Origin of the sequence: Rahnella sp. PAMC25617 (assembly GCF_050606005.1) — a bacterium.
Lineage (GTDB): Bacteria > Pseudomonadota > Gammaproteobacteria > Enterobacterales > Enterobacteriaceae > Rahnella > Rahnella variigena.
The window spans coordinates 344,653-361,507 of the sequence record NZ_JBOCUM010000006.1 but is presented as its reverse complement, the minus strand read 5'-3'; the positions used below and the strand labels follow the sequence as shown (position 1 = coordinate 361,507).

Genomic DNA, 16,855 nt, shown 5'->3' with positions numbered 1-16,855 from the left:
CGTAAGGAAAGGCAGGCAGCATTAGTGCTTAATTACGTACAAGTCTTTGGTGTAAATGTAATTAAGCAGGCTGTCGTTGAAACCACCCACATACGGTTTCACCAGACGTGCGCTGACATAGTGATACAGCGGAATTACCGGAGATTGTTCAGTCAGTACCTGCTCTGCCTGCTGATAGGCTTTGCCAACGTCGGCTTTATCCGTGGCTTTCAGGGCATCATTCAGTGCCTGATCATAGGCTGCATTACTGAACTTCGGCGTGTTCTCGCTGTTGCCTGTGCGCAGCGTATTCAGGAAAGTCGAAGGCTCGTTATAGTCAGCAATCCAGGCATAACGCACGACTTCATACGTCCCCTGATGCATGGTATCGAGCATTGTTTTCCATTCCTGATTCTGTAAAACAGCATCCACACCGAGATTCTTTTTCCACATTGACGCGGCGGCAATCGCAATGCGCTGATGCGATTCAGAAGTGTTGTACAGCAGATTGAATTTCAGCGGATGGTCCGGACCAAAACCGGCTTCGGTCAGCAGCTTTTTGGCTTCTGCGTTACGCTGTTCCTGCGTCAGGCTGGCTTCTTTTGGTTTAGCGAAAGTAAAACCCCCCGTGTTATCTGGCGATAAATGCCATGCCGGAGTTTGCCCCTGACCTAACACTTTATCGGCAATGATCGACTTATCAATGGCCAGATTCAGCGCTTTACGCACGCGGACATCGTTAAACGGCGGCTTTTGCGTGTTCATCGCATAGTAATAGACGGCGAGATAAGGGCTGACGTGAACCTGCGAGCCCAGCTCTTTTTTCAGCGAGGCAAACAGCGGAGAAGGTACGGTATAGGTGATGTCGATTTCACCGGCTTTATAGCGGTTAACATCCGCCGTGCCTGAAGCGATCGGCAAATACGTCACTTTGTTAATGACGGTATGCGAGTTGTCCCAGTAGTTCGGGTTGCGTACGGCGGTGATGCGCTCGTTGACCGTCCAGGTATCAAGCTTGAAAGGACCGCTGCTGACCAGATTTCCAGGCTGAGTCCACTTATCACCGTATTTTTCAACATCCGCCTGACTGATCGGCGAAAGGGAAGGGTGTGCCAGCATGCCGAGGAAGTAGGAAAGCGGCTGGTCGAGAGTAATTTCCAGCGTTTGTTTATCCAGCGCTTTGATCCCTAACTGATCGGCGGGCTTTTTGCCGTCAATGATATCTGCGGCGTTCAGCACATGCATGCTGCCGAGATAGCTTTCATAAGGTGAGGCTGTTTTCGGGGCAATCAGGCGTTGCCAGCTGAAGACCACATCCTGCGCGGTAATCGGTGAGCCATCAGACCAGACAATGCCGGGACGTAAATGGAACACCCAGGTTTTGTTATCTTTGGTTTCCCAGCTACCAGCCAGCGAAGGCTGTGCATCCCCCTTGCTGTCGGTAGTGACTAATCCGGCAAACAAATCGCTGAGGATGTTGAACTCCACATCGCTTTCCACTTTATGCGGATCAAGAGAAGCGGGTTCACTGCCATTGTTGCGGGTAATTTCCTGTTTGGCCGCCAGCTCTACACCTGCGGGAACGTTCGCAGCGTAAGTGGTGTAAGAGGCCATAAAGGTGGTGGAGAGAAGAAGCGCGAGAGGTATTTTTTTAAAGCTTCCATAAGTTTTACGTATCGTCATTGCCATTTCCTGCCCTGTCAATATGGTTAAATATCAATGAGTAACAGGGTATTCATACCTTTGTTCGGTCACTTTAGCAATCTTTATGAGACTTTTGTTATTACTCTGTGAAAGGCAACACAGTGGATTAGAAATCAGCGTTTTCGTGCGCCGGGATCCAATAGCCATCAATAAAATCTTCGATAGGATAGCAGCCGGCCTGCCGTAAGCCCTGCTGATGCATTGCAACGGTGCATTGTTTCTGAGTATTAAAGGCATCTACCACCAGGTCTTCACATCCTCCGCCCAGATAACAAATGGTCAAAACTAGAGCGAACATAGCGCGTCTCCTTCTTTGTCATCAGATTAAGCATAGAACTAATGTGTCCGTAAAAAAATGTAATAGCGCGCGTTTGCTGCATATTTGTCCGGTTGAAAAGAGGGGGTAAGGGCAGAAATGGCAGAAAAGAGAATTTCCATAAAGGGCATGATATCCTCGCGACCATAATTTTTATGAATGACGTAATGGAAGGAGCAGCTCATGTCCGAATCTTTAAACAGAGAACAAGAAATCGAATCTGATCTGGTTGCATGCCAGCTGGTGATTAAGCAAATTCTGGATGTGATTGAAATTATTGCGCCAGCAGAAGTACGCGAAAAGATGTCCCATCAGCTGAAAAGCATTGATTTCAGCAAGCATCCGGCAGGTGCCGATCCGGTAACTAAACGTGCCATTGAAAAAGCGATTTCATTGATTGAACTGAAATTCACTAAGCACGACAGCTAAGAATTATTGTCATGCCCGTGCTAACGGGCATGACAAGCCAAAAAAGTGTCTTATTTATTATCGACCACTTCGCCGACTTTTTTGAAAATCGGACAGTTCGCGACACCAATGACTCCGCTGTCAGAATGAATGTACTGAGAGCTGACAATCCCTCTGGCCGTTAAGTACTGGCATTTCAGGCCTAATCCCGCTGCATTCTCGCTGCTTCCGACCGTCACGCCATATCCTGAAAAAAGAAAAATAGCGTAAATCACAGCCAGTACAATAATCGTCTTAACGATACCCATTCTGAAACTCCCTAAATATCTGCTCCTGAACAATTCAGGATATTGATCAGCCTAGTAGAAGTTATTTTTCAGTAAATGTCATTGCAGCAGATTCCTAATCAGAAAAGCCCTGAAGATGTCAAAAAAATTGGCCCCGTAGAAGGGGCCAATACACTACTGAAGAGTCTTATCAGACAGTCAAATTACCAGCGGTATTTCATACCCAGGTTTGCTGCCCAAGGCTGATCAACATCGCTGCCGCCGAGGTAGTTAACGCCTGTGTAAACGGTGAAGTTTTTGTTCATGTCGAACTGACCCCCTAAACCTAGGCGGACAGCAGAACCATCAACGCCGTTATCGATACGGTCACCGTTGATGTTTGCATCGTTGTTAGCATCTTCATACACATACGCCAGAGTTGCGTAAGGACTGAGTGCCTGATCTGCACCCAGATCGAAGGTATAACCCAGGTTCCCGCCCAACTCATAACGCATGCTGTCATAAGCCTGATCGCTAACATGCATGTTGTTGGTCATGCTGTAATCGTCATCGCCAATAAACACGCCAGTAATGCTTGCGTATGGAGTCAGATACGCCTGTGGAGCGAATTTCCAGTCGTAACCCAGTTTCAGACCAAAGCCCCATGCATCAGTCGTGCTGTCACCTGATACTTGCTGACCGTTGCTCATGGTGCTGTCAGTAGAGTTGCTGAAATGGCTGTAGCTCAGAGAAGAGTCAAAGAATGCGCCATTATTGAAGTTCAGGCTGGAGTAAACGCGTGCTGACTGGCTGTCAGTATCCGCATCCGCATCATCCATAGACAAGCTTGATTTGGCGAAGCTTGCTGCCATACCGACCAGCCACTGGCGTTCGCCACCCCCTTCGGTGACTTTATCCAGACCAACCATAATGCCATTAACGTCCTGATCGTAATCAATTACGCCGTTGTCACCATTTTGCTGACCACCAAAGTAGTTAACCCACACACCACCTTTGTCATTGCCCTGGGTGTGACGTGAACTGTTCATGCGGTTTTCTAAGGTGTCTTGTTCCATATGCCAGGTTGCTGCATTGGAAGAAGGCAGGCTCAGGGCTGCATTGGCGGTAGAGGTAATGCCTTGTTTAGCCAGCACTACAGTATCGTCATATTGCTCAGCCTGATATTTATAGGCGCCCAGGTCAGCGGTGTTAGCATGAGTAAATGTCGCATTGCCGCCGTAGATGCGGATCAGCTCTTTATTCTCATAATCAGCAACCTGGCCTTCGCCTGTCGCGTTATCAATACGTACCTGATAATTACCGTTAGTCACGCCATTGACGGACAGATGACCGTCAGAGTTGATACCGATGGTGCCCTGATCATAAACATAGTCGGCGGCAGTTTTGTCGCGCGCGTTGTTCATGTCAGAGTTAAGAACATATTCACGGCTACCGATATCGAAAGTACCGTTATCAGTCAGAACCATATTATGCGTATCAACCTGACCCAAACCTAAGTTCAGCTCGGAACCGTTGCCCACAACGATAGTGTTGGCATAAAGAGACGCAGTTTCTTCGGTCAATGATGCCTGACTGCCTGAGTTCAGGCTCAACACATCAGTTTTAACATCGCCGTGCGCGGCAATTTTCAGGGTTGATGCATTGGTCAGAGAAATGTGATCTGCCAGTAATCCTGACTCAACAACATTCACCTGAGAACGGTTATTGACGGTCAGATCATCAATGTTTGAAGATTTGGTCGTGTCCCACTCTGAACCGTTATTCAGCGCGACATTGAACAGACCGCTTTGATAAACATCATCGCCAACCAGGTAGCCATTGGTGCTGCTGAAAACAGAACTCGGCCAGATGCTGTTGGTGCTGCGGTTATACAGAGCTGAATCCATCTGAATATCTGAGGTGGCTGCGCCAACCCATTTGCTGCCATTGTCCAGTGTCAGGTTCAGTTCGTCTGTGTCATCCCAGCCATTGGTATCCAGCACACCATCGGCATTGCTGTCATAACCACCGACGTAATAGTTCTCGTCGAAAGTGCTGACAAAAGCAACGTCACCGGTAATGGTTGAATTATTGAATACGGCATTAGTTTTCATTGCGTTATCAGCTGTTGCACTTGCAACAACAGATAATGCAACGTCATCAGCCTGAGTACCTGCGGCGCTAATATTGCCGTAATCACTTGGCTTATCAGACTGGCCGTAGAAACCGGTGGTTTGCAATTCTGTGTAAGAACCAGAAGTCAGCGAGGAGTCATTAACTGTCAGGGTATTATCAAACGTATTACCGTTATTAACGTCAGTATCAGCCCACTCGTAGCCCTGGGTTAGCGCAATGCCAGCAACGTGAGAGTTGTTCTTAATAACGATGTCACTTTCCTGATCCAATGTCACCGCAACACCCATATCGTAGGTATTCAGGGTTTCATGATCACGCACTTTATTGGCATCAGTTACGTCGTAATCGAAGTGTTCGTAAGAATCGTTAATAGTGGAATTATCAATGGTCAGTTGCAAAGGTGACTGATCATAATCATTACGCGCATCGCCGCAATCGGTCGACATACACTCAGAAGTGATCATGCCGTTGACAGTGGTGTTGGTAATATTCAGCGTGTTGCTAGTGTTGTTATCAAAGCCCAGATAGTGAGTGGAAATAACGCCATTAACTATAGCGTTGTTGATTGAAGAGTAGATGTCTCCGCCAACGTAACCGTTATCTGCACCGTCATCATCTGCATATCCACGATAGCCGATATGACCCGCCAGAGCAGAGTCATGATAGAACGTGTCATATACGGTGCCAGATATATCAGCTGATATCGCCGCAGGTGCTGTTACTGCAACAGCGCAGGCCAGCGCTATTTTAGAAACGAAGAACTTTTTATTCCATGCATGCATTTATTAATCCCTCAACAAAAAATAGTCAGCATGAGTGAGCTGAAAATAATTCAGCTATTATGCTTTCATTTATATAACAGAAGAGACAGAAGAACTGTTCGACGGCGGGATGATATTTTAATGCATGGTTTAATTCAACAAGGAAGTTCCAGTGAAAGTTCATCAAATTTGAAAATTTATATTTAATAATTGCCGTGTTTTTAGTTTTGCATTTCTTTTAATATTTTAATGGTTGTTTTATAGTTTCTAAATAAATGTGTTTTATGGGTAAGCCGAACAGGCTGATTAATCCTGGTCTGATGCGAGCCAGGATGCGTGCTTTCAGGTTAGACGGCTATTTATCATATTGGAATGATGTTGAGATATGGTCTTTCATGAAGTTAATGGCTTCATCCGCTTTCTATTATTTCTTTATGTAATGTATTATTACAGGATCTGCAAAATTCATTTTTAAGAAATTCGAAAGGGAGATTTTGTTTTTAAAGGCAGAATGAATAATTGGTTTTATTTGACGCAGGTCAACTCTTGTCTGGTTGGTATATATTTATAAGGTGAATGCATTTTAATTTATGATTTACGTATGTGATTATTACAGGATGTTTGCCCGTTAAAAGCCGACGTTTTGTTATATCGTTGTTTAAGATTTTCATCGTAGTATGTGTGTCTGTTCATTCATCCGTTGGACGTCGCCTTGAGCCCTGATAGACGTTGTTTAAACCAAAAGAAACCTGCCCTCAAATTGAAAAAGCCTGTTTTCAATGTCAGGAAGATCGTGATGTTCGTCCTTTTCCTGCTCATCTGCATAGGTCTTTACCTGCTTGCGCTTAACAGCTATTGCGATCAGGGCGGGAACTTTGACCTGGGCGTTTGTGCGATCACTTCATTTATCCCTTTTTAGGGGATCTCTGCCAGAAATTCTGTCTGCCGCCAGCCCGGCAGTAAGAAAAGCCTGTTTTTTCGTTAATGGATTTGTGAATGACTTCCCTGATCAGCCGGTGATGGTAAGATGAAGGCTCTGAACATTCAGTGGTAGGGTAGTCAATGTTTGATTTCGCAATGGGCCAAAACAGCCTGGCTTCATTGGTGCTGTTCGCACTCTCAGCTTTGTTATTTTTGTTGGTATGGTTTTTTGTCAGCCGGGCCAGTGTCAGGGCAAATGAACACATCGCGTTGTTGCACGAGATAGCTGAGCAACAACGCCAGCAAACCGAGTTGCTTAAGGTTCTCGCTGCACAGGCACGAGGCAAAGCGCCCCCTGTTGAAGCAGAGGATGATTCTGCTCTCAGTCTGCGTGGTTTTATTCCTGAACGATAATTTTACATCGTAAACCCGCTTCGGCGGGTTTTTGCTTTTGTTACTCCTTCATAAATCTGTCTTATTCTTCCGGTAGTCTCCACGCATGTGCCCTGCTGGAAGGATGAACTGATGATCAAATGGTCGGAAGAAAACGATAGCGAAGTAAACCACAACATTGCTTTACTGACGGGAGAGGAACCTGAGAAGTGGTATCCCTACGGCGGTATGAAGGGCAAAGATTATTGCAACAACCCCTCCGACGCGTGGCCGATTATTTGCGCCAACAAAATCAGCATCAATTTTAAAGAGTTGCAGAGCGATCCCCTCTGGCTGGCTGAGATAAGCAGTCCTCATGGCCAGTGGCAGGCGCAAAGCAAACGGCCTCTGCGTGCCGCTATGGTGTGTTTCCTGCTTAGTAAGACTTGCGCATAAGCAAAAGCGCAGAGATACTCAGATTGTGACAAAGTTTTGCAAAGAAGTGATTCGAATAAGCGTCGCATAAAGCGATGCGTATCAAGTGATTAATGTTTCCTCATTTTGACAGTTGTGTCTAAGGCGGAGTCCATTATGAAGCGCATCATTAAAGGTGATAAAACTCTTTCCCATCTGGTGGTTGCTCATGCAGCTATCGACAGTCATGAAAAAGCCTACGGCAAACGCCGGCAGGGCTGGCCTTCAACCTATCTCATTAAGTATAAAGATGCGCGTGTAGCGGTCGAAGTTGTCACCCGCAGACAATCCTATGTTGCAACCCTCATGATCGGCGCCAGAAATCTAACCAAACTTTGCGGTATGCCTGCCTGAAAATCAGGAATGCATCCCCGTAATCTCAAACCGTGTCGTTAAACCGACACGGTTTTGTTTTATACAGGCTTTCTCATCAGCTGGCGCCGGTAAACATTTCCCCGGCGGAAAGGGCGCTTCAGCAGCCCTGAAATCAGGCTAATCAGGTCAAGCACCAGCAACATTGTCCCGGTGATCGCCAGAACCATCAGCGTCAGAATGGCGTAGGCGATGACTTTGAGTGAAGAAGGGACGTTGATACGGCGAAAACGTGAGCTTAGCCACAGGCGGCCATACTGGGTCTGAATCTGCATAATATGCGTTAGTCGCGCAGTAAATGAGCGCCGGCGTTGAGTAGTGTTCCTGGTCATAAATTTTCTCCTTTTTGAACGTCCTCAGTAAAACACACAGTTATTAAGATTTTCTTAACCGTTGATAGCTGCTGAATTGGCACATATTTTTTCACTTTCTCTCTGTAGTGTGTTTAACAAATATGCTACTTAAAATGATGTGTTCACATTTTCGTTCAAACAGGAAAGCTTTCCCTTGGAGCCCTATGCCTGGTAAAAATCCCTATTACGATCCTTCAAAATCTCATCATACGCCTGACGGTTTCACCAATGTTGAACCGCAGAACCGCCAGGAGGGGGATTTCAAACGCTGGAGAAAGGAACGTAAAGCCCAGCGACTGCCTGCACCGCCAGAGAAAGGCTACGAACATTTCATCAGCCAGTGGTGGCAGACAGCTGATTTTAGCGGAACGGATGATCGTTTATGGTTTTTAGGTCACGCCTGTTTATTGCTGCGCGTGGCCGGACGTTACGTTCTTATGGATCCTGCGTTATCGGATCGCGCCTCGCCGCTGAGTTTCTACGGGCCTAAACGTAAAACGCCCGTTGCTGCACCGGTTGAAAAACTTCCACCTATTGACGTCGTGTTATTTTCCCATAATCACTATGACCATCTTGATCGCGCGACTGTGCGCAAGCTGTTGCGACGTTTCCCTGACGTGCAGTTTATGGTGCCTTTGGGCATGAAACCGTGGCTTGAGCGGCGCGGAGCGCGGTATATCGAAGAACTTGACTGGTGGCAGGAACATCAGTTTGGTGATCTGACTTTCTCAGCCGTGCCTGCGCGTCACTGGAGTATGCGGACATTTTGGGATCGCAATCAGTCCCTGTGGTGTGGCTGGGTCGTCAGAAACACTGATTTGCGCTTCTATTTTTCCGGGGACAGTGGTTATAGCAATCAGTTTGAACTGATCGGTCAGCGTCTCGGGCCATTCGATTTAGCCGCCATTCCCATCGGCGCCTATGCACCAAGATGGTTCATGAGCGCGCAGCATATGGATCCGCAGCAGGCTGTGACGGTCTTTTCGCAACTACGTTGTCAGAAAGCCGTGCCGATCCACTGGGGGGTTTTTGAATTAGCTGATGATTCTCTCGATCAACCCTTAAACGAATTAGCGGAGGCGATATCTCAAAGTGACTCGCCAGAAATGGAATTCAAACCCTTAAAAATCGGCGCAAGCATTTCTAAAGATTGAATATCATTTGCCCGTTGCAGAGGGATTTTAAAGTGCAATTTGGTAGTTATTAAATGAGAAGTATTATCAATCATCGTGATGTTTTTATGATGGCTTACAAAATGAATGGGTTACTGATTTGTTAATTAATATCCATGGAAGGATAATGCTCCCGCTGTCAGATATTTTGCGGATGAAATAATTATTCGTATCGATAAGCGCAAAACTGCCGTTGGTGGCGTGTAATCCCTGAGATTGCTTAAGATACAGTGCATTGTGCTGATTAGGTTGTCGTAAAGTCCTCGCCAGTCATGCTGTCGCAGTGACGATTGCGCGCCCGTTTTCCGAGAACATGATAATGATGATTTGAGATTCCGATCACGGTATTTAATATTATATTTTCATAACGATATTTTTTATATGAATAAGTGAGTTTTAAAAGTTTGCGCAAGTGTTATACCGATTTAACCAACTCGCAAACTTTAATTCATTATAATGTCAAAAATGAGATGACAAGAAAACTGTATTTGGACGGCGAGGAGTTTAGAATTGAAACCCCGAAGGGGTTGAGTGATTTTATGTATTATCGGGTACATGCCTAAGGCGCACAGTTAAGGTGCATTTATTGTAGTCTGCGTTTTGTTTTGCACCATTTTATCCTTCCCTGGCGTAATTGATTATTGCATAACCAGTCATATTGTCTGGCTATGTTTTAAACCGGTTGCCCGTTCTGTTGCACAAGTGTGCACCTGGCCCGACAGACCCGCTGTCACCCGAACGTGACCTGACCCGCGGTGTTGCTTTTCCGCGCCTTATCAGGCCATCAGCAAAAGGTTTTGGCCGATCTTGACAATAAAAATTCAAATAAAGGAGTGTTTTACGCTTACGGTTCTGCATTAAATGATCAATAATCAAAAACAGGTCGTTATTGTTTTGTTTGATATGCAGGTGAAACTGCAAAGCAGAAAAAAGCATGTCTATCAACATATTTCAGCATAACTGAACACGAAGTGCCTTTAACCGGCTCAAATATGTGCGACATGTCCATCACTGATTAAAAATGGCTTGCCATCGAATTCAGAGTATGTGATAACGCATCTGGGTAAAACGAGGTACAGTTCTGTATATGTGTGGCATTTTCAGTATAGAAGTTCTGAGTAAAGACGTTCACGTTGAATACCGCTTCTCTGCCGATTCTAATCTTAGTGCCTCAAGCAGTAACGACTCTAGTTTGTCTATGTAACGCCTACGGGCGGTTTAAACAATCCAAAGGAAATACTCAAGATGGCAAAGATCAAAGGTCAAGTTAAGTGGTTCAACGAGTCTAAAGGTTTCGGTTTCATTACTCCTGCTGACGGCAGCAAAGATGTGTTCGTACACTTCTCTGCAATCCAGGGTAACGGCTTCAAAACTCTGGCCGAAGGCCAGAACGTAGAGTTCGAAATCCAAGACGGCCAGAAAGGCCCGTCAGCAGTTAACGTAACTGCAATCTAAGCAGCGTCAGCTGTAAAAAAACCCGCCAAGGCGGGTTTTTTTGTGTCTGTTTTCAGCATGTTGAGCTGTTATTGCAAGATCACTTTATCGCAAGATCATAATGCCAGATTGCTGATTTCGCCCGCTGATGCCCGGATGTGAAGGGTCTTTTGCCCGCTGATGACTGTTACGCCGGAAGCTGGTGTATTTGAATGCTGTCCCCTCCGTTGTACTCCCTGCCGTTGTACAAATCGTGCAGCTGCCAGCGTGGTCAATTCCTGCAAATCCCAAAGCCTGTAGTTTAGCCTCTGCAATCGCAGCCAGGTCAAGGTGACGATGACGCGGCGAAATCAGGGCAGGGGGGAAGTCGAGTTGTTGCATAAATGTATCCACAAGTTCCTGACTGACTTCGTAACAGCAAGCCTGCGCTGCAGGACCGATGGCCACAACCCAGTCACGAGTATCACCCGACTGATTAATCCGTTGCGCCATTTTCTCCAGAATACCGTCGATAAGTCCCCGCCAGCCAGCGTGAACCGCGGCCACTTCCTTGCCATCTTTGCGGCAAAAAATCACCGGCAGGCAGTCCGCGGTAAAGACGGCCAGAAGAATACCGGGCACGGAGGTGATAAATCCGTCCGCATCGCCACAATCTTGTCCGGGCTGGGTCACATCCACAATCCGTGTGCCATGAACCTGTTTCTTTTCCGGTCGTGTGGCTTCAAAGGCTTTCAGATGAGCAGGCAGCAAGGATTCTTTATCGCCGAAGCCATGTAAAATGCCGGGGATATGGCTGAGTAAAACTGAGCTGTCACTCATCTCGTCTCTCGGTCAGGAAAATGATATCGCTTCAGTGTAGCTGCCTTTTATGCGGATTTTCCAGCAGTTGCAACCTCAGTGCGCCTTCTTTAGACTTACCTCTATTGCGAACTTTCGCCTCCTCAGACTTTCCTTGCAGGTTTTCTCCATGACGTATCAGTGCCCGCTTTGTTTCCAGCCGCTTACGCTGACAGGTCAGCAATGGCATTGCCCGGCCAATCATCAGTTTGATCATGCCAAAGAGGGTTACGTGAATCTGATGCCCGTACAGCACAAACGCTCAAAGCAACCAGGTGACAGTCCGGAAATGATGATTTCCCGTCGTGCATTTCTTGATGCCGGTCATTATCAGCCTTTACGGGACCGTTTGTCGGATATCCTCGATGAAGTCATTCCGGAGGATGCCCAGGCATTACTGGATATCGGCTGCGGGGAAGGGTATTACACTGCAGCTATCGCAGAACGATTAATACAGCGTCGTACGCTGAAAGTCTTTGGCCTGGATGTGGCTAAAGTGGCTATCCGTTATGCCGCCAAACGCTATCACGATGTGTCTTTTTGCGTGGCGTCCAGCCACCGCTTGCCCTTTGCAGACAGCTCTCTGGATGCGGTCATTCGCATTTATGCGCCGTGTAAGGCTCAGGAGCTTTACCGGGCCATTAAACCCGGGGGTTTGGTGGTGACTGTTGCGCCTGGACCGCGTCACTTATATCAGCTGAAAGGGCTGATTTATCAGGATGTACAATTGCATGCCGATCTGGATGAACAACTGGACGGCTTTGAGCGGATCAGCACCGAGGCACTGGCGTACAACATGAGCCTTTCGGGCGCACAGGCATTTGATTTGTTGCAGATGACGCCTTTTGCATGGCGGGCAACAGAGGAAGTGATGGCTGACTTAAAAGCTCAGACGGCCTTTGAGTGTGAAACAGATTTTCTCATCAGAATACATCAGCGCGTCTTAGCTTAAATAGCCCAGATGCTCGAGCAGGATATTCAGTCCAGTTCCGATCAGCACCACGCCCCCTAAAACTTCGGCCCACTTGCCTAAAAGCGGGCCGATAAAGCGTCCGACCATAATTCCTAACGTGGACATCAGCAGGGTTGCCATACCGATAAAGAGTGCGGTCTGGATGATGTTCACTTCCAGTAACGCTAATCCTACGCCAATTGCCAGCGCATCCAGACTTGTGCCAACCGCTGTGGCTGCCAGGATCCAGAAACTATGGTGTGTTGCGGTTGTAAGAGCATCATCCGGTTTATCTTTCAGCCCTTCAACAATCATTCGTGTGCCAAGAATGGACAGCAGAATAAAGGCGAGCCAATGACTCCATTGCATGATGTATTGACTGGCAAATAAGCCCAGCCCCCAGCCAATTAGCGGTGTAATTGCTTCTATTACACCGAAAATCAGGCCAGTACGGAGGGCTTCACGCAGGCAAGGGCGATGAAGGGCAGCACCTTTACCAATGGATACGGCAAAGGCGTCCATCGACATGCCAAATGCCAGAATAAGCGTTGCGGATAAGTTCACGAGTATACTCCCCAAATAACGGCGCAACCTTATCATGATATTTTTATGCAGGACAACACCAAATAAATAAGGGTTTTTATATCCGGGAATAAATTAATGTTATTGCAGATAAAAGGGGTTTTGAATGTAGGGGTAAATAACAATCAGGTTAGTGTGGAAATATTAGCATTAAGCTTAAGCATTAAAGCCATAAATATACCTATGGCTATAAATGATAGTCTTGAGATTACTTCCAGGTTATTGATTTTCAACCATTAACTTGTATATCCTTTCCAGATCGTCAAGTTCATTAACGCGGATTAATAACTTTTTCTGTTCTAATTCAAATACCAATACACCATCTTCTGAAAGGTTCATGCTACGGATCCTGTCATAGGTAATGAAGGTATTGGCAAAATAAAAACCCTTCGGTTTGAACAGCATTTTTGGCCAGCGGATGAACGAGAGATAGAAAGCAATAAGGCCAAGACCAATTAACAGATAATTCGTTACGACAGTACCATTAGCATGGATATTGTTATAAAGCAGGATCGCCAGCAGACCGATGAAAATAATGGAATCCAGTTTATTGCGGCGTCTTAGATTCACACGCAGGCGCGTTTCACCATTTTTAGTTCCCATGATGAACTCATCGTAGATGGCGTAGGCCAGCAACAGGAGGATGAAGAGCGCGAGGACAATATCGGTAACAGACATGAAAACTCCAGCTTACGGCCACAAAAGGCAAATCAAAAACAGCAAAATCAGGTCATAAAAAAACCGGGGGAATGATCCCCCGGTTTAGCGGTTATCAGAGACCTAACAGGCCAATCCAGTAACCGAAGATACCGATGGCGAAGAAGCCAACGATGATCCACAAGGCGTTAACTTTCTTACGCAGCAGCCACATACAACCGAAGGTCAGCAGTAATGGCACCAGGCCTGGCATCAGCTGATCCAGAATCGTCTGGACAGTGGTGACCGTGGTATGGCCTGTCTGGTCGGTGATTTTTGATACCACCAGCGGAATGTTAACGTGCGTCCACTTGTTAACCAGGGCGCCCATGACAAAGAGGCCGAGAATTGACGCCCCCTCGGTCAGTTTCTGCAGGAAGCCGCCGCCCATATCGTTAACGATATCGACACCTTTTTTGTAGCCATAAGACACACCGTAGTAGCGGGTCAGCAGACGTACAAGGTTAAACAGAATGAAGAACAGCAACGGCCCCAGCAGGCTACCGGTCATCGCGATACCCGCACCCAGTGCAGCAAACACCGGACGAACAGTACCCCAGAAGATCGGGTCACCCACACCGGCCAGAGGCCCCATCAGACCGACTTTCAGGCCGTTGATGGCTGCGTCGTCGATAGGTGCGCCGTTAGCACGCTGTTCTTCCATCGCCAGCGTAACACCTAGTACAGGGGCCGCAACATAAGGATGGGTGTTAAAGAATTCCAGGTGGCGTTTGATAGCCGCTTTGCGATCGTCGTTATTTTCAGGGTAGAGACGACGGATGGCAGGCACCATACAGAAGCAGAAGCCCAGAGCCTGCATACGTTCGAAGTTCCATGACCCCTGGAAAAGGTTGGAGCGCATAAACACACCGCGAATATCGCTGGCCGTGAGTTTTTTAACTGCAGTTTGATCAACCATGTCCTTCACCCTTAATCCAATTCGTTGTCGAGATCGTTAACACCCGGTGCAGCCGCTGCCTGCGCAGACTTGTTGTATTTCGGGCTCAACTGGATGTAAAGAACAGCCATCACCACACCAATCACACCCAGTGCAACCAGGTTGAAGTTGGTGAATGCGGCAGTAACGAAACCAAGGTAGAAGAATGGCATCAGGTAGCCAGCACGCATCATGTTGATAACCATGGCGTAACCAACCACAACGATCATACCACCAGCAATGTTCAGACCGTTGGTGACCACTTCAGGGATTGAAGCCAGCAGGTCATGAACAATCGCAGTACCCACAGACACAGCAACAATCACCGCAGGGATTGCGATACGCATTGCCTGCAGGATCAGCGCGGAAACGTGGATCCAGGTAATGGCGTTCAGGTTACCTTTCTCAGCCGCTTTATCCGCTGCGTGCTGGAAGGCAACAGTGATAGTACGAACGATAATGGTTAATACCTGACCGGCAGCCGCCAGCGGGATAGCCAGTGCGATACCGGCACCGACAGACTGTCCGCCTGCGATAACCAGAATGGTAGAGATGATTGAGGCGAGGGCGGCATCCGGCGCAACAGCCGCACCGATGTTCATCCAGCCAAGTGCAATCATTTCCAACGTACCGCCGATGATGATCCCGGTTTTAACATCACCAAGAACAAAACCGATCAAAGTACAGGCAACTAACGGGCGGTGAAACTGAAATTCATCCAGGATCGAACCCATCCCGGCAATACATGCAACAATAAATATCAGCACAATTTGTAGTGTGGTGATCTCCATTGCACTTCTCCTATGACCAAAGGACGCTGAGTATAAACAGGCACATCAGGCAGATAACGTTGAGGGAATCTGCACATTCGTGATGTGCTTATTAATTCATCTTATTAATGAGATCCATCATCTTGAGGCGAGAGTCAGTAGAGACTTTGCGCACTTCAAGTTCGATACCTTTTTCATTCAATTTCTTGAACGCTTCGATATCTTTTTCGTCGACAGACACTGCGTTATTCACCTGAGTTTTACCCTGGCGGAAAGCCATACCACCGATGTTTACGGTAGTGATTTTCACGCCACCCTCAACTAAACGCAGAACGTCAGTCGGGTTAGTGAATAACAACATCACGCGATCGCCAGCGTATTTTGGGTTATCCCAGACACGGATGGCTTTTGCGACGTCAACAACGTGTGCAGTAACACCAGGAGGAGCAACCTGAGTCAGCAACGTTTTACGCACGGTATCGGCAGCCACTTCGTCGCTGACAACAATAATGCGGGTCACGTTGGTTTCTTTGGTCCAGCGGGTCGCGACCTGGCCATGAATTAAACGGTCATCGATACGGGCAAGGCCGATCTTCATATGGTCGTTCGGACCGGCAGGTTTAGCCGGAGCAGCTGCTTTTGGCGCAGGGGCGGCGGCAGGGGCCTGGGCAGCAGGTTCAGGGGCTTTCAGCGCTTTCACGCCGATACGACCTGTTTCTACTGCAATGGCAACCAGTTCTGCGAAAGAAGGGTTGTCATCGCGAGCCATGAAAGTCTCTGCCAGCATTGGGATATTGACACCGGTGACAACTTCGTAATTTTCTTTATCGACAACAATACGGCTGGCGGCATTGAACGGGCTGCCCCCCCAGGTGTCGACCAGGAAAAGGACGCCGCTGCTGGTGTCTAAACCACCCAACTTTGCCGTGTACTTTTCGATCAGGGTTTCGGCGTTCTCGCCGGGAACGAAATCGATGTAGGCGACATTATCTTGTTCACCTAAAATCATTTCCGCTGTTTTCAGCAACTGCTCAGCTGCTGACCCGTGCGTGCCGATGATAATAGCAATACTCACTCGCTACCTCCTCTGTTAACTCTTGAAAAGAGTTATGCACATAAGTAATGGTGCTGATGATATCCGCCCGTTTTTATTCCTGAGGCGGACAGGGCATTCCCTGCGTACTAACGTTCCTTAATTTCTGATAAGACTGCAAAACAGTAAAACTGCAGAACCTCAACAGGTTGTGCGACGTGATTTATTTTAGTGTGCGAAAAAATAATTTTTGTGACCGTTGTCCGTTATTGAACGACGTAGTGTGAATACGTTTTCACATTGCACATTAAAACAGCATAGATGTTTCAAAATGATGCGGATCGTAAAAAATCACACTTTATTCAAATAATCATTCCTGA

The 16,855-nt window shown here is 47.2% G+C and carries 20 protein-coding genes; 9 read left to right on the top strand and 11 right to left on the bottom strand.

Annotated elements, in window-relative coordinates:
- Nucleotides 1-21: 21 nt before the first annotated feature.
- Nucleotides 22-1,662, bottom strand: coding sequence for an ABC transporter substrate-binding protein (locus ACM615_RS07640; protein ID WP_431011732.1), 1,641 nt, complete (start codon nucleotides 1,660-1,662; stop codon nucleotides 22-24).
- A 127-nt stretch (nucleotides 1,663-1,789) separates the two neighbouring features.
- Nucleotides 1,790-1,981 carry a YebW family protein gene (locus ACM615_RS07635; RefSeq protein WP_095921376.1) on the bottom strand — a complete coding sequence of 64 codons (192 nt, stop codon included), beginning with the start codon at nucleotides 1,979-1,981 and terminating at the stop codon, nucleotides 1,790-1,792.
- 201 nt (nucleotides 1,982-2,182) lie between these two features.
- Here ACM615_RS07635 and ACM615_RS07630 point away from each other — a divergent pair, with 201 nt between their 5' ends.
- Nucleotides 2,183-2,428, top strand: a complete 246-nt coding sequence (locus ACM615_RS07630; RefSeq protein WP_015697897.1) for a DUF2766 family protein — start codon at nucleotides 2,183-2,185, stop codon at nucleotides 2,426-2,428.
- Between the two features lie 50 nt (nucleotides 2,429-2,478).
- Here ACM615_RS07630 and ACM615_RS07625 read toward each other — a convergent pair whose 3' ends face one another.
- The gene (locus ACM615_RS07625) at nucleotides 2,479-2,715 is read right to left on the bottom strand and encodes a YobH family protein (protein ID WP_112291078.1); all 237 of its coding nucleotides are present in this window, start codon (nucleotides 2,713-2,715) and stop codon (nucleotides 2,479-2,481) included.
- A gap of 182 nt (nucleotides 2,716-2,897) precedes the next feature.
- Nucleotides 2,898-5,591 (bottom strand): autotransporter outer membrane beta-barrel domain-containing protein, encoded by a 2,694-nt coding sequence (locus ACM615_RS07620; RefSeq protein WP_431011731.1) that lies wholly within the window; start codon nucleotides 5,589-5,591, stop codon nucleotides 2,898-2,900.
- A gap of 775 nt (nucleotides 5,592-6,366) precedes the next feature.
- On the opposite strand from ACM615_RS07620, the gene mgrB reads away from it, so the two are divergent.
- The 4 genes from mgrB to ACM615_RS07600 all read left to right on the top strand — a co-directional run bounded on the left by mgrB (nucleotide 6,367) and on the right by ACM615_RS07600 (nucleotide 7,691).
- On the top strand, nucleotides 6,367-6,489 hold the full coding sequence (gene mgrB, locus ACM615_RS07615) for a PhoP/PhoQ regulator MgrB (RefSeq protein ID WP_162940700.1): 123 nt from the start codon (nucleotides 6,367-6,369) through the stop codon (nucleotides 6,487-6,489).
- A gap of 143 nt (nucleotides 6,490-6,632) precedes the next feature.
- Entirely contained in the window at nucleotides 6,633-6,905 is a 273-nt protein-coding gene (locus tag ACM615_RS07610) for a YebO family protein (RefSeq protein ID WP_112291074.1), read from the top strand.
- Nucleotides 6,906-7,016: 111 nt separating this feature from the next.
- Nucleotides 7,017-7,319 carry a phage protein NinX family protein gene (locus ACM615_RS07605; protein ID WP_112291072.1) on the top strand — a complete coding sequence of 101 codons (303 nt, stop codon included), beginning with the start codon at nucleotides 7,017-7,019 and terminating at the stop codon, nucleotides 7,317-7,319.
- A gap of 135 nt (nucleotides 7,320-7,454) precedes the next feature.
- Nucleotides 7,455-7,691: a DUF4060 family protein gene (locus tag ACM615_RS07600; protein WP_013576199.1), complete on the top strand. Its 237-nt coding sequence runs from the start codon at nucleotides 7,455-7,457 to the stop codon at nucleotides 7,689-7,691.
- A gap of 59 nt (nucleotides 7,692-7,750) precedes the next feature.
- Here ACM615_RS07600 and ACM615_RS07595 read toward each other — a convergent pair whose 3' ends face one another.
- Complete coding sequence (locus ACM615_RS07595) at nucleotides 7,751-8,041, bottom strand: hypothetical protein (protein ID WP_431011730.1); 291 nt, start codon at nucleotides 8,039-8,041, stop codon at nucleotides 7,751-7,753.
- 185 nt (nucleotides 8,042-8,226) lie between these two features.
- Between ACM615_RS07595 and ACM615_RS07590 the strand changes: the two genes are divergently transcribed.
- From ACM615_RS07590 to cspE, 3 genes are all read left to right on the top strand, one after another.
- A complete protein-coding gene (locus ACM615_RS07590; protein WP_129638510.1) occupies nucleotides 8,227-9,216 on the top strand; it encodes an MBL fold metallo-hydrolase in 990 nt (329 codons plus the stop codon).
- A 1,105-nt stretch (nucleotides 9,217-10,321) separates the two neighbouring features.
- Nucleotides 10,322-10,438, top strand: coding sequence for a DUF2627 domain-containing protein (locus ACM615_RS07585; RefSeq protein WP_071823629.1), 117 nt, complete (start codon nucleotides 10,322-10,324; stop codon nucleotides 10,436-10,438).
- A 41-nt stretch (nucleotides 10,439-10,479) separates the two neighbouring features.
- Nucleotides 10,480-10,689, top strand: a complete 210-nt coding sequence (gene cspE, locus ACM615_RS07580; RefSeq protein ID WP_002221949.1) for a transcription antiterminator/RNA stability regulator CspE — start codon at nucleotides 10,480-10,482, stop codon at nucleotides 10,687-10,689.
- A gap of 84 nt (nucleotides 10,690-10,773) precedes the next feature.
- Here the strand turns inward: cspE and pgeF are convergent, their stop codons facing one another.
- The gene (gene pgeF / locus ACM615_RS07575) at nucleotides 10,774-11,487 is read right to left on the bottom strand and encodes a peptidoglycan editing factor PgeF (RefSeq protein ID WP_129638511.1); all 714 of its coding nucleotides are present in this window, start codon (nucleotides 11,485-11,487) and stop codon (nucleotides 10,774-10,776) included.
- Between the two features lie 148 nt (nucleotides 11,488-11,635).
- Here pgeF and rlmA point away from each other — a divergent pair, with 148 nt between their 5' ends.
- Nucleotides 11,636-12,457 (top strand): 23S rRNA (guanine(745)-N(1))-methyltransferase, encoded by an 822-nt coding sequence (rlmA, locus tag ACM615_RS07570; RefSeq protein ID WP_431011729.1) that lies wholly within the window; start codon nucleotides 11,636-11,638, stop codon nucleotides 12,455-12,457.
- Here rlmA and mntP read toward each other — a convergent pair.
- The 5 genes from mntP to manX all read right to left on the bottom strand — a co-directional run bounded on the left by mntP (nucleotide 12,449) and on the right by manX (nucleotide 16,517).
- Nucleotides 12,449-13,021 (bottom strand): manganese efflux pump MntP, encoded by a 573-nt coding sequence (gene mntP, locus ACM615_RS07565; protein ID WP_132963797.1) that lies wholly within the window; start codon nucleotides 13,019-13,021, stop codon nucleotides 12,449-12,451. The genes rlmA and mntP overlap by 9 nt on opposite strands.
- A 237-nt stretch (nucleotides 13,022-13,258) precedes the next feature.
- Nucleotides 13,259-13,717: a DUF986 family protein gene (locus ACM615_RS07560; RefSeq protein WP_120160682.1), complete on the bottom strand. Its 459-nt coding sequence runs from the start codon at nucleotides 13,715-13,717 to the stop codon at nucleotides 13,259-13,261.
- Between the two features lie 94 nt (nucleotides 13,718-13,811).
- Nucleotides 13,812-14,654: a PTS mannose transporter subunit IID gene (locus tag ACM615_RS07555; protein WP_112291060.1), complete on the bottom strand. Its 843-nt coding sequence runs from the start codon at nucleotides 14,652-14,654 to the stop codon at nucleotides 13,812-13,814.
- Between the two features lie 11 nt (nucleotides 14,655-14,665).
- Complete coding sequence (locus tag ACM615_RS07550) at nucleotides 14,666-15,463, bottom strand: PTS mannose/fructose/sorbose transporter subunit IIC (RefSeq protein WP_112291058.1); 798 nt, start codon at nucleotides 15,461-15,463, stop codon at nucleotides 14,666-14,668.
- 91 nt (nucleotides 15,464-15,554) lie between these two features.
- Entirely contained in the window at nucleotides 15,555-16,517 is a 963-nt protein-coding gene (gene manX / locus ACM615_RS07545) for a PTS mannose transporter subunit IIAB (protein WP_112291057.1), read from the bottom strand.
- Nucleotides 16,518-16,855 lie beyond the last annotated feature (338 nt).

Coding starts and splice junctions, on each gene's coding strand:
- ACM615_RS07640 (WP_431011732.1), bottom strand. CDS start 1,662: ATGACGATACGTAAAACTTATGGAAGCTTTAAAAAAATACCTCTCGCG.
- ACM615_RS07635 (WP_095921376.1), bottom strand. CDS start 1,981: ATGTTCGCTCTAGTTTTGACCATTTGTTATCTGGGCGGAGGATGTGAA.
- ACM615_RS07630 (WP_015697897.1), top strand. CDS start 2,183: ATGTCCGAATCTTTAAACAGAGAACAAGAAATCGAATCTGATCTGGTT.
- ACM615_RS07625 (WP_112291078.1), bottom strand. CDS start 2,715: ATGGGTATCGTTAAGACGATTATTGTACTGGCTGTGATTTACGCTATT.
- ACM615_RS07620 (WP_431011731.1), bottom strand. CDS start 5,591: ATGCATGCATGGAATAAAAAGTTCTTCGTTTCTAAAATAGCGCTGGCC.
- mgrB (WP_162940700.1), top strand. CDS start 6,367: ATGTTCGTCCTTTTCCTGCTCATCTGCATAGGTCTTTACCTGCTTGCG.
- ACM615_RS07610 (WP_112291074.1), top strand. CDS start 6,633: ATGTTTGATTTCGCAATGGGCCAAAACAGCCTGGCTTCATTGGTGCTG.
- ACM615_RS07605 (WP_112291072.1), top strand. CDS start 7,017: ATGATCAAATGGTCGGAAGAAAACGATAGCGAAGTAAACCACAACATT.
- ACM615_RS07600 (WP_013576199.1), top strand. CDS start 7,455: ATGAAGCGCATCATTAAAGGTGATAAAACTCTTTCCCATCTGGTGGTT.
- ACM615_RS07595 (WP_431011730.1), bottom strand. CDS start 8,041: ATGACCAGGAACACTACTCAACGCCGGCGCTCATTTACTGCGCGACTA.
- ACM615_RS07590 (WP_129638510.1), top strand. CDS start 8,227: ATGCCTGGTAAAAATCCCTATTACGATCCTTCAAAATCTCATCATACG.
- ACM615_RS07585 (WP_071823629.1), top strand. CDS start 10,322: ATGTGTGGCATTTTCAGTATAGAAGTTCTGAGTAAAGACGTTCACGTT.
- cspE (WP_002221949.1), top strand. CDS start 10,480: ATGGCAAAGATCAAAGGTCAAGTTAAGTGGTTCAACGAGTCTAAAGGT.
- pgeF (WP_129638511.1), bottom strand. CDS start 11,487: ATGAGTGACAGCTCAGTTTTACTCAGCCATATCCCCGGCATTTTACAT.
- rlmA (WP_431011729.1), top strand. CDS start 11,636: ATGACGTATCAGTGCCCGCTTTGTTTCCAGCCGCTTACGCTGACAGGT.
- ACM615_RS07560 (WP_120160682.1), bottom strand. CDS start 13,717: ATGTCTGTTACCGATATTGTCCTCGCGCTCTTCATCCTCCTGTTGCTG.
- ACM615_RS07555 (WP_112291060.1), bottom strand. CDS start 14,654: ATGGTTGATCAAACTGCAGTTAAAAAACTCACGGCCAGCGATATTCGC.
- ACM615_RS07550 (WP_112291058.1), bottom strand. CDS start 15,463: ATGGAGATCACCACACTACAAATTGTGCTGATATTTATTGTTGCATGT.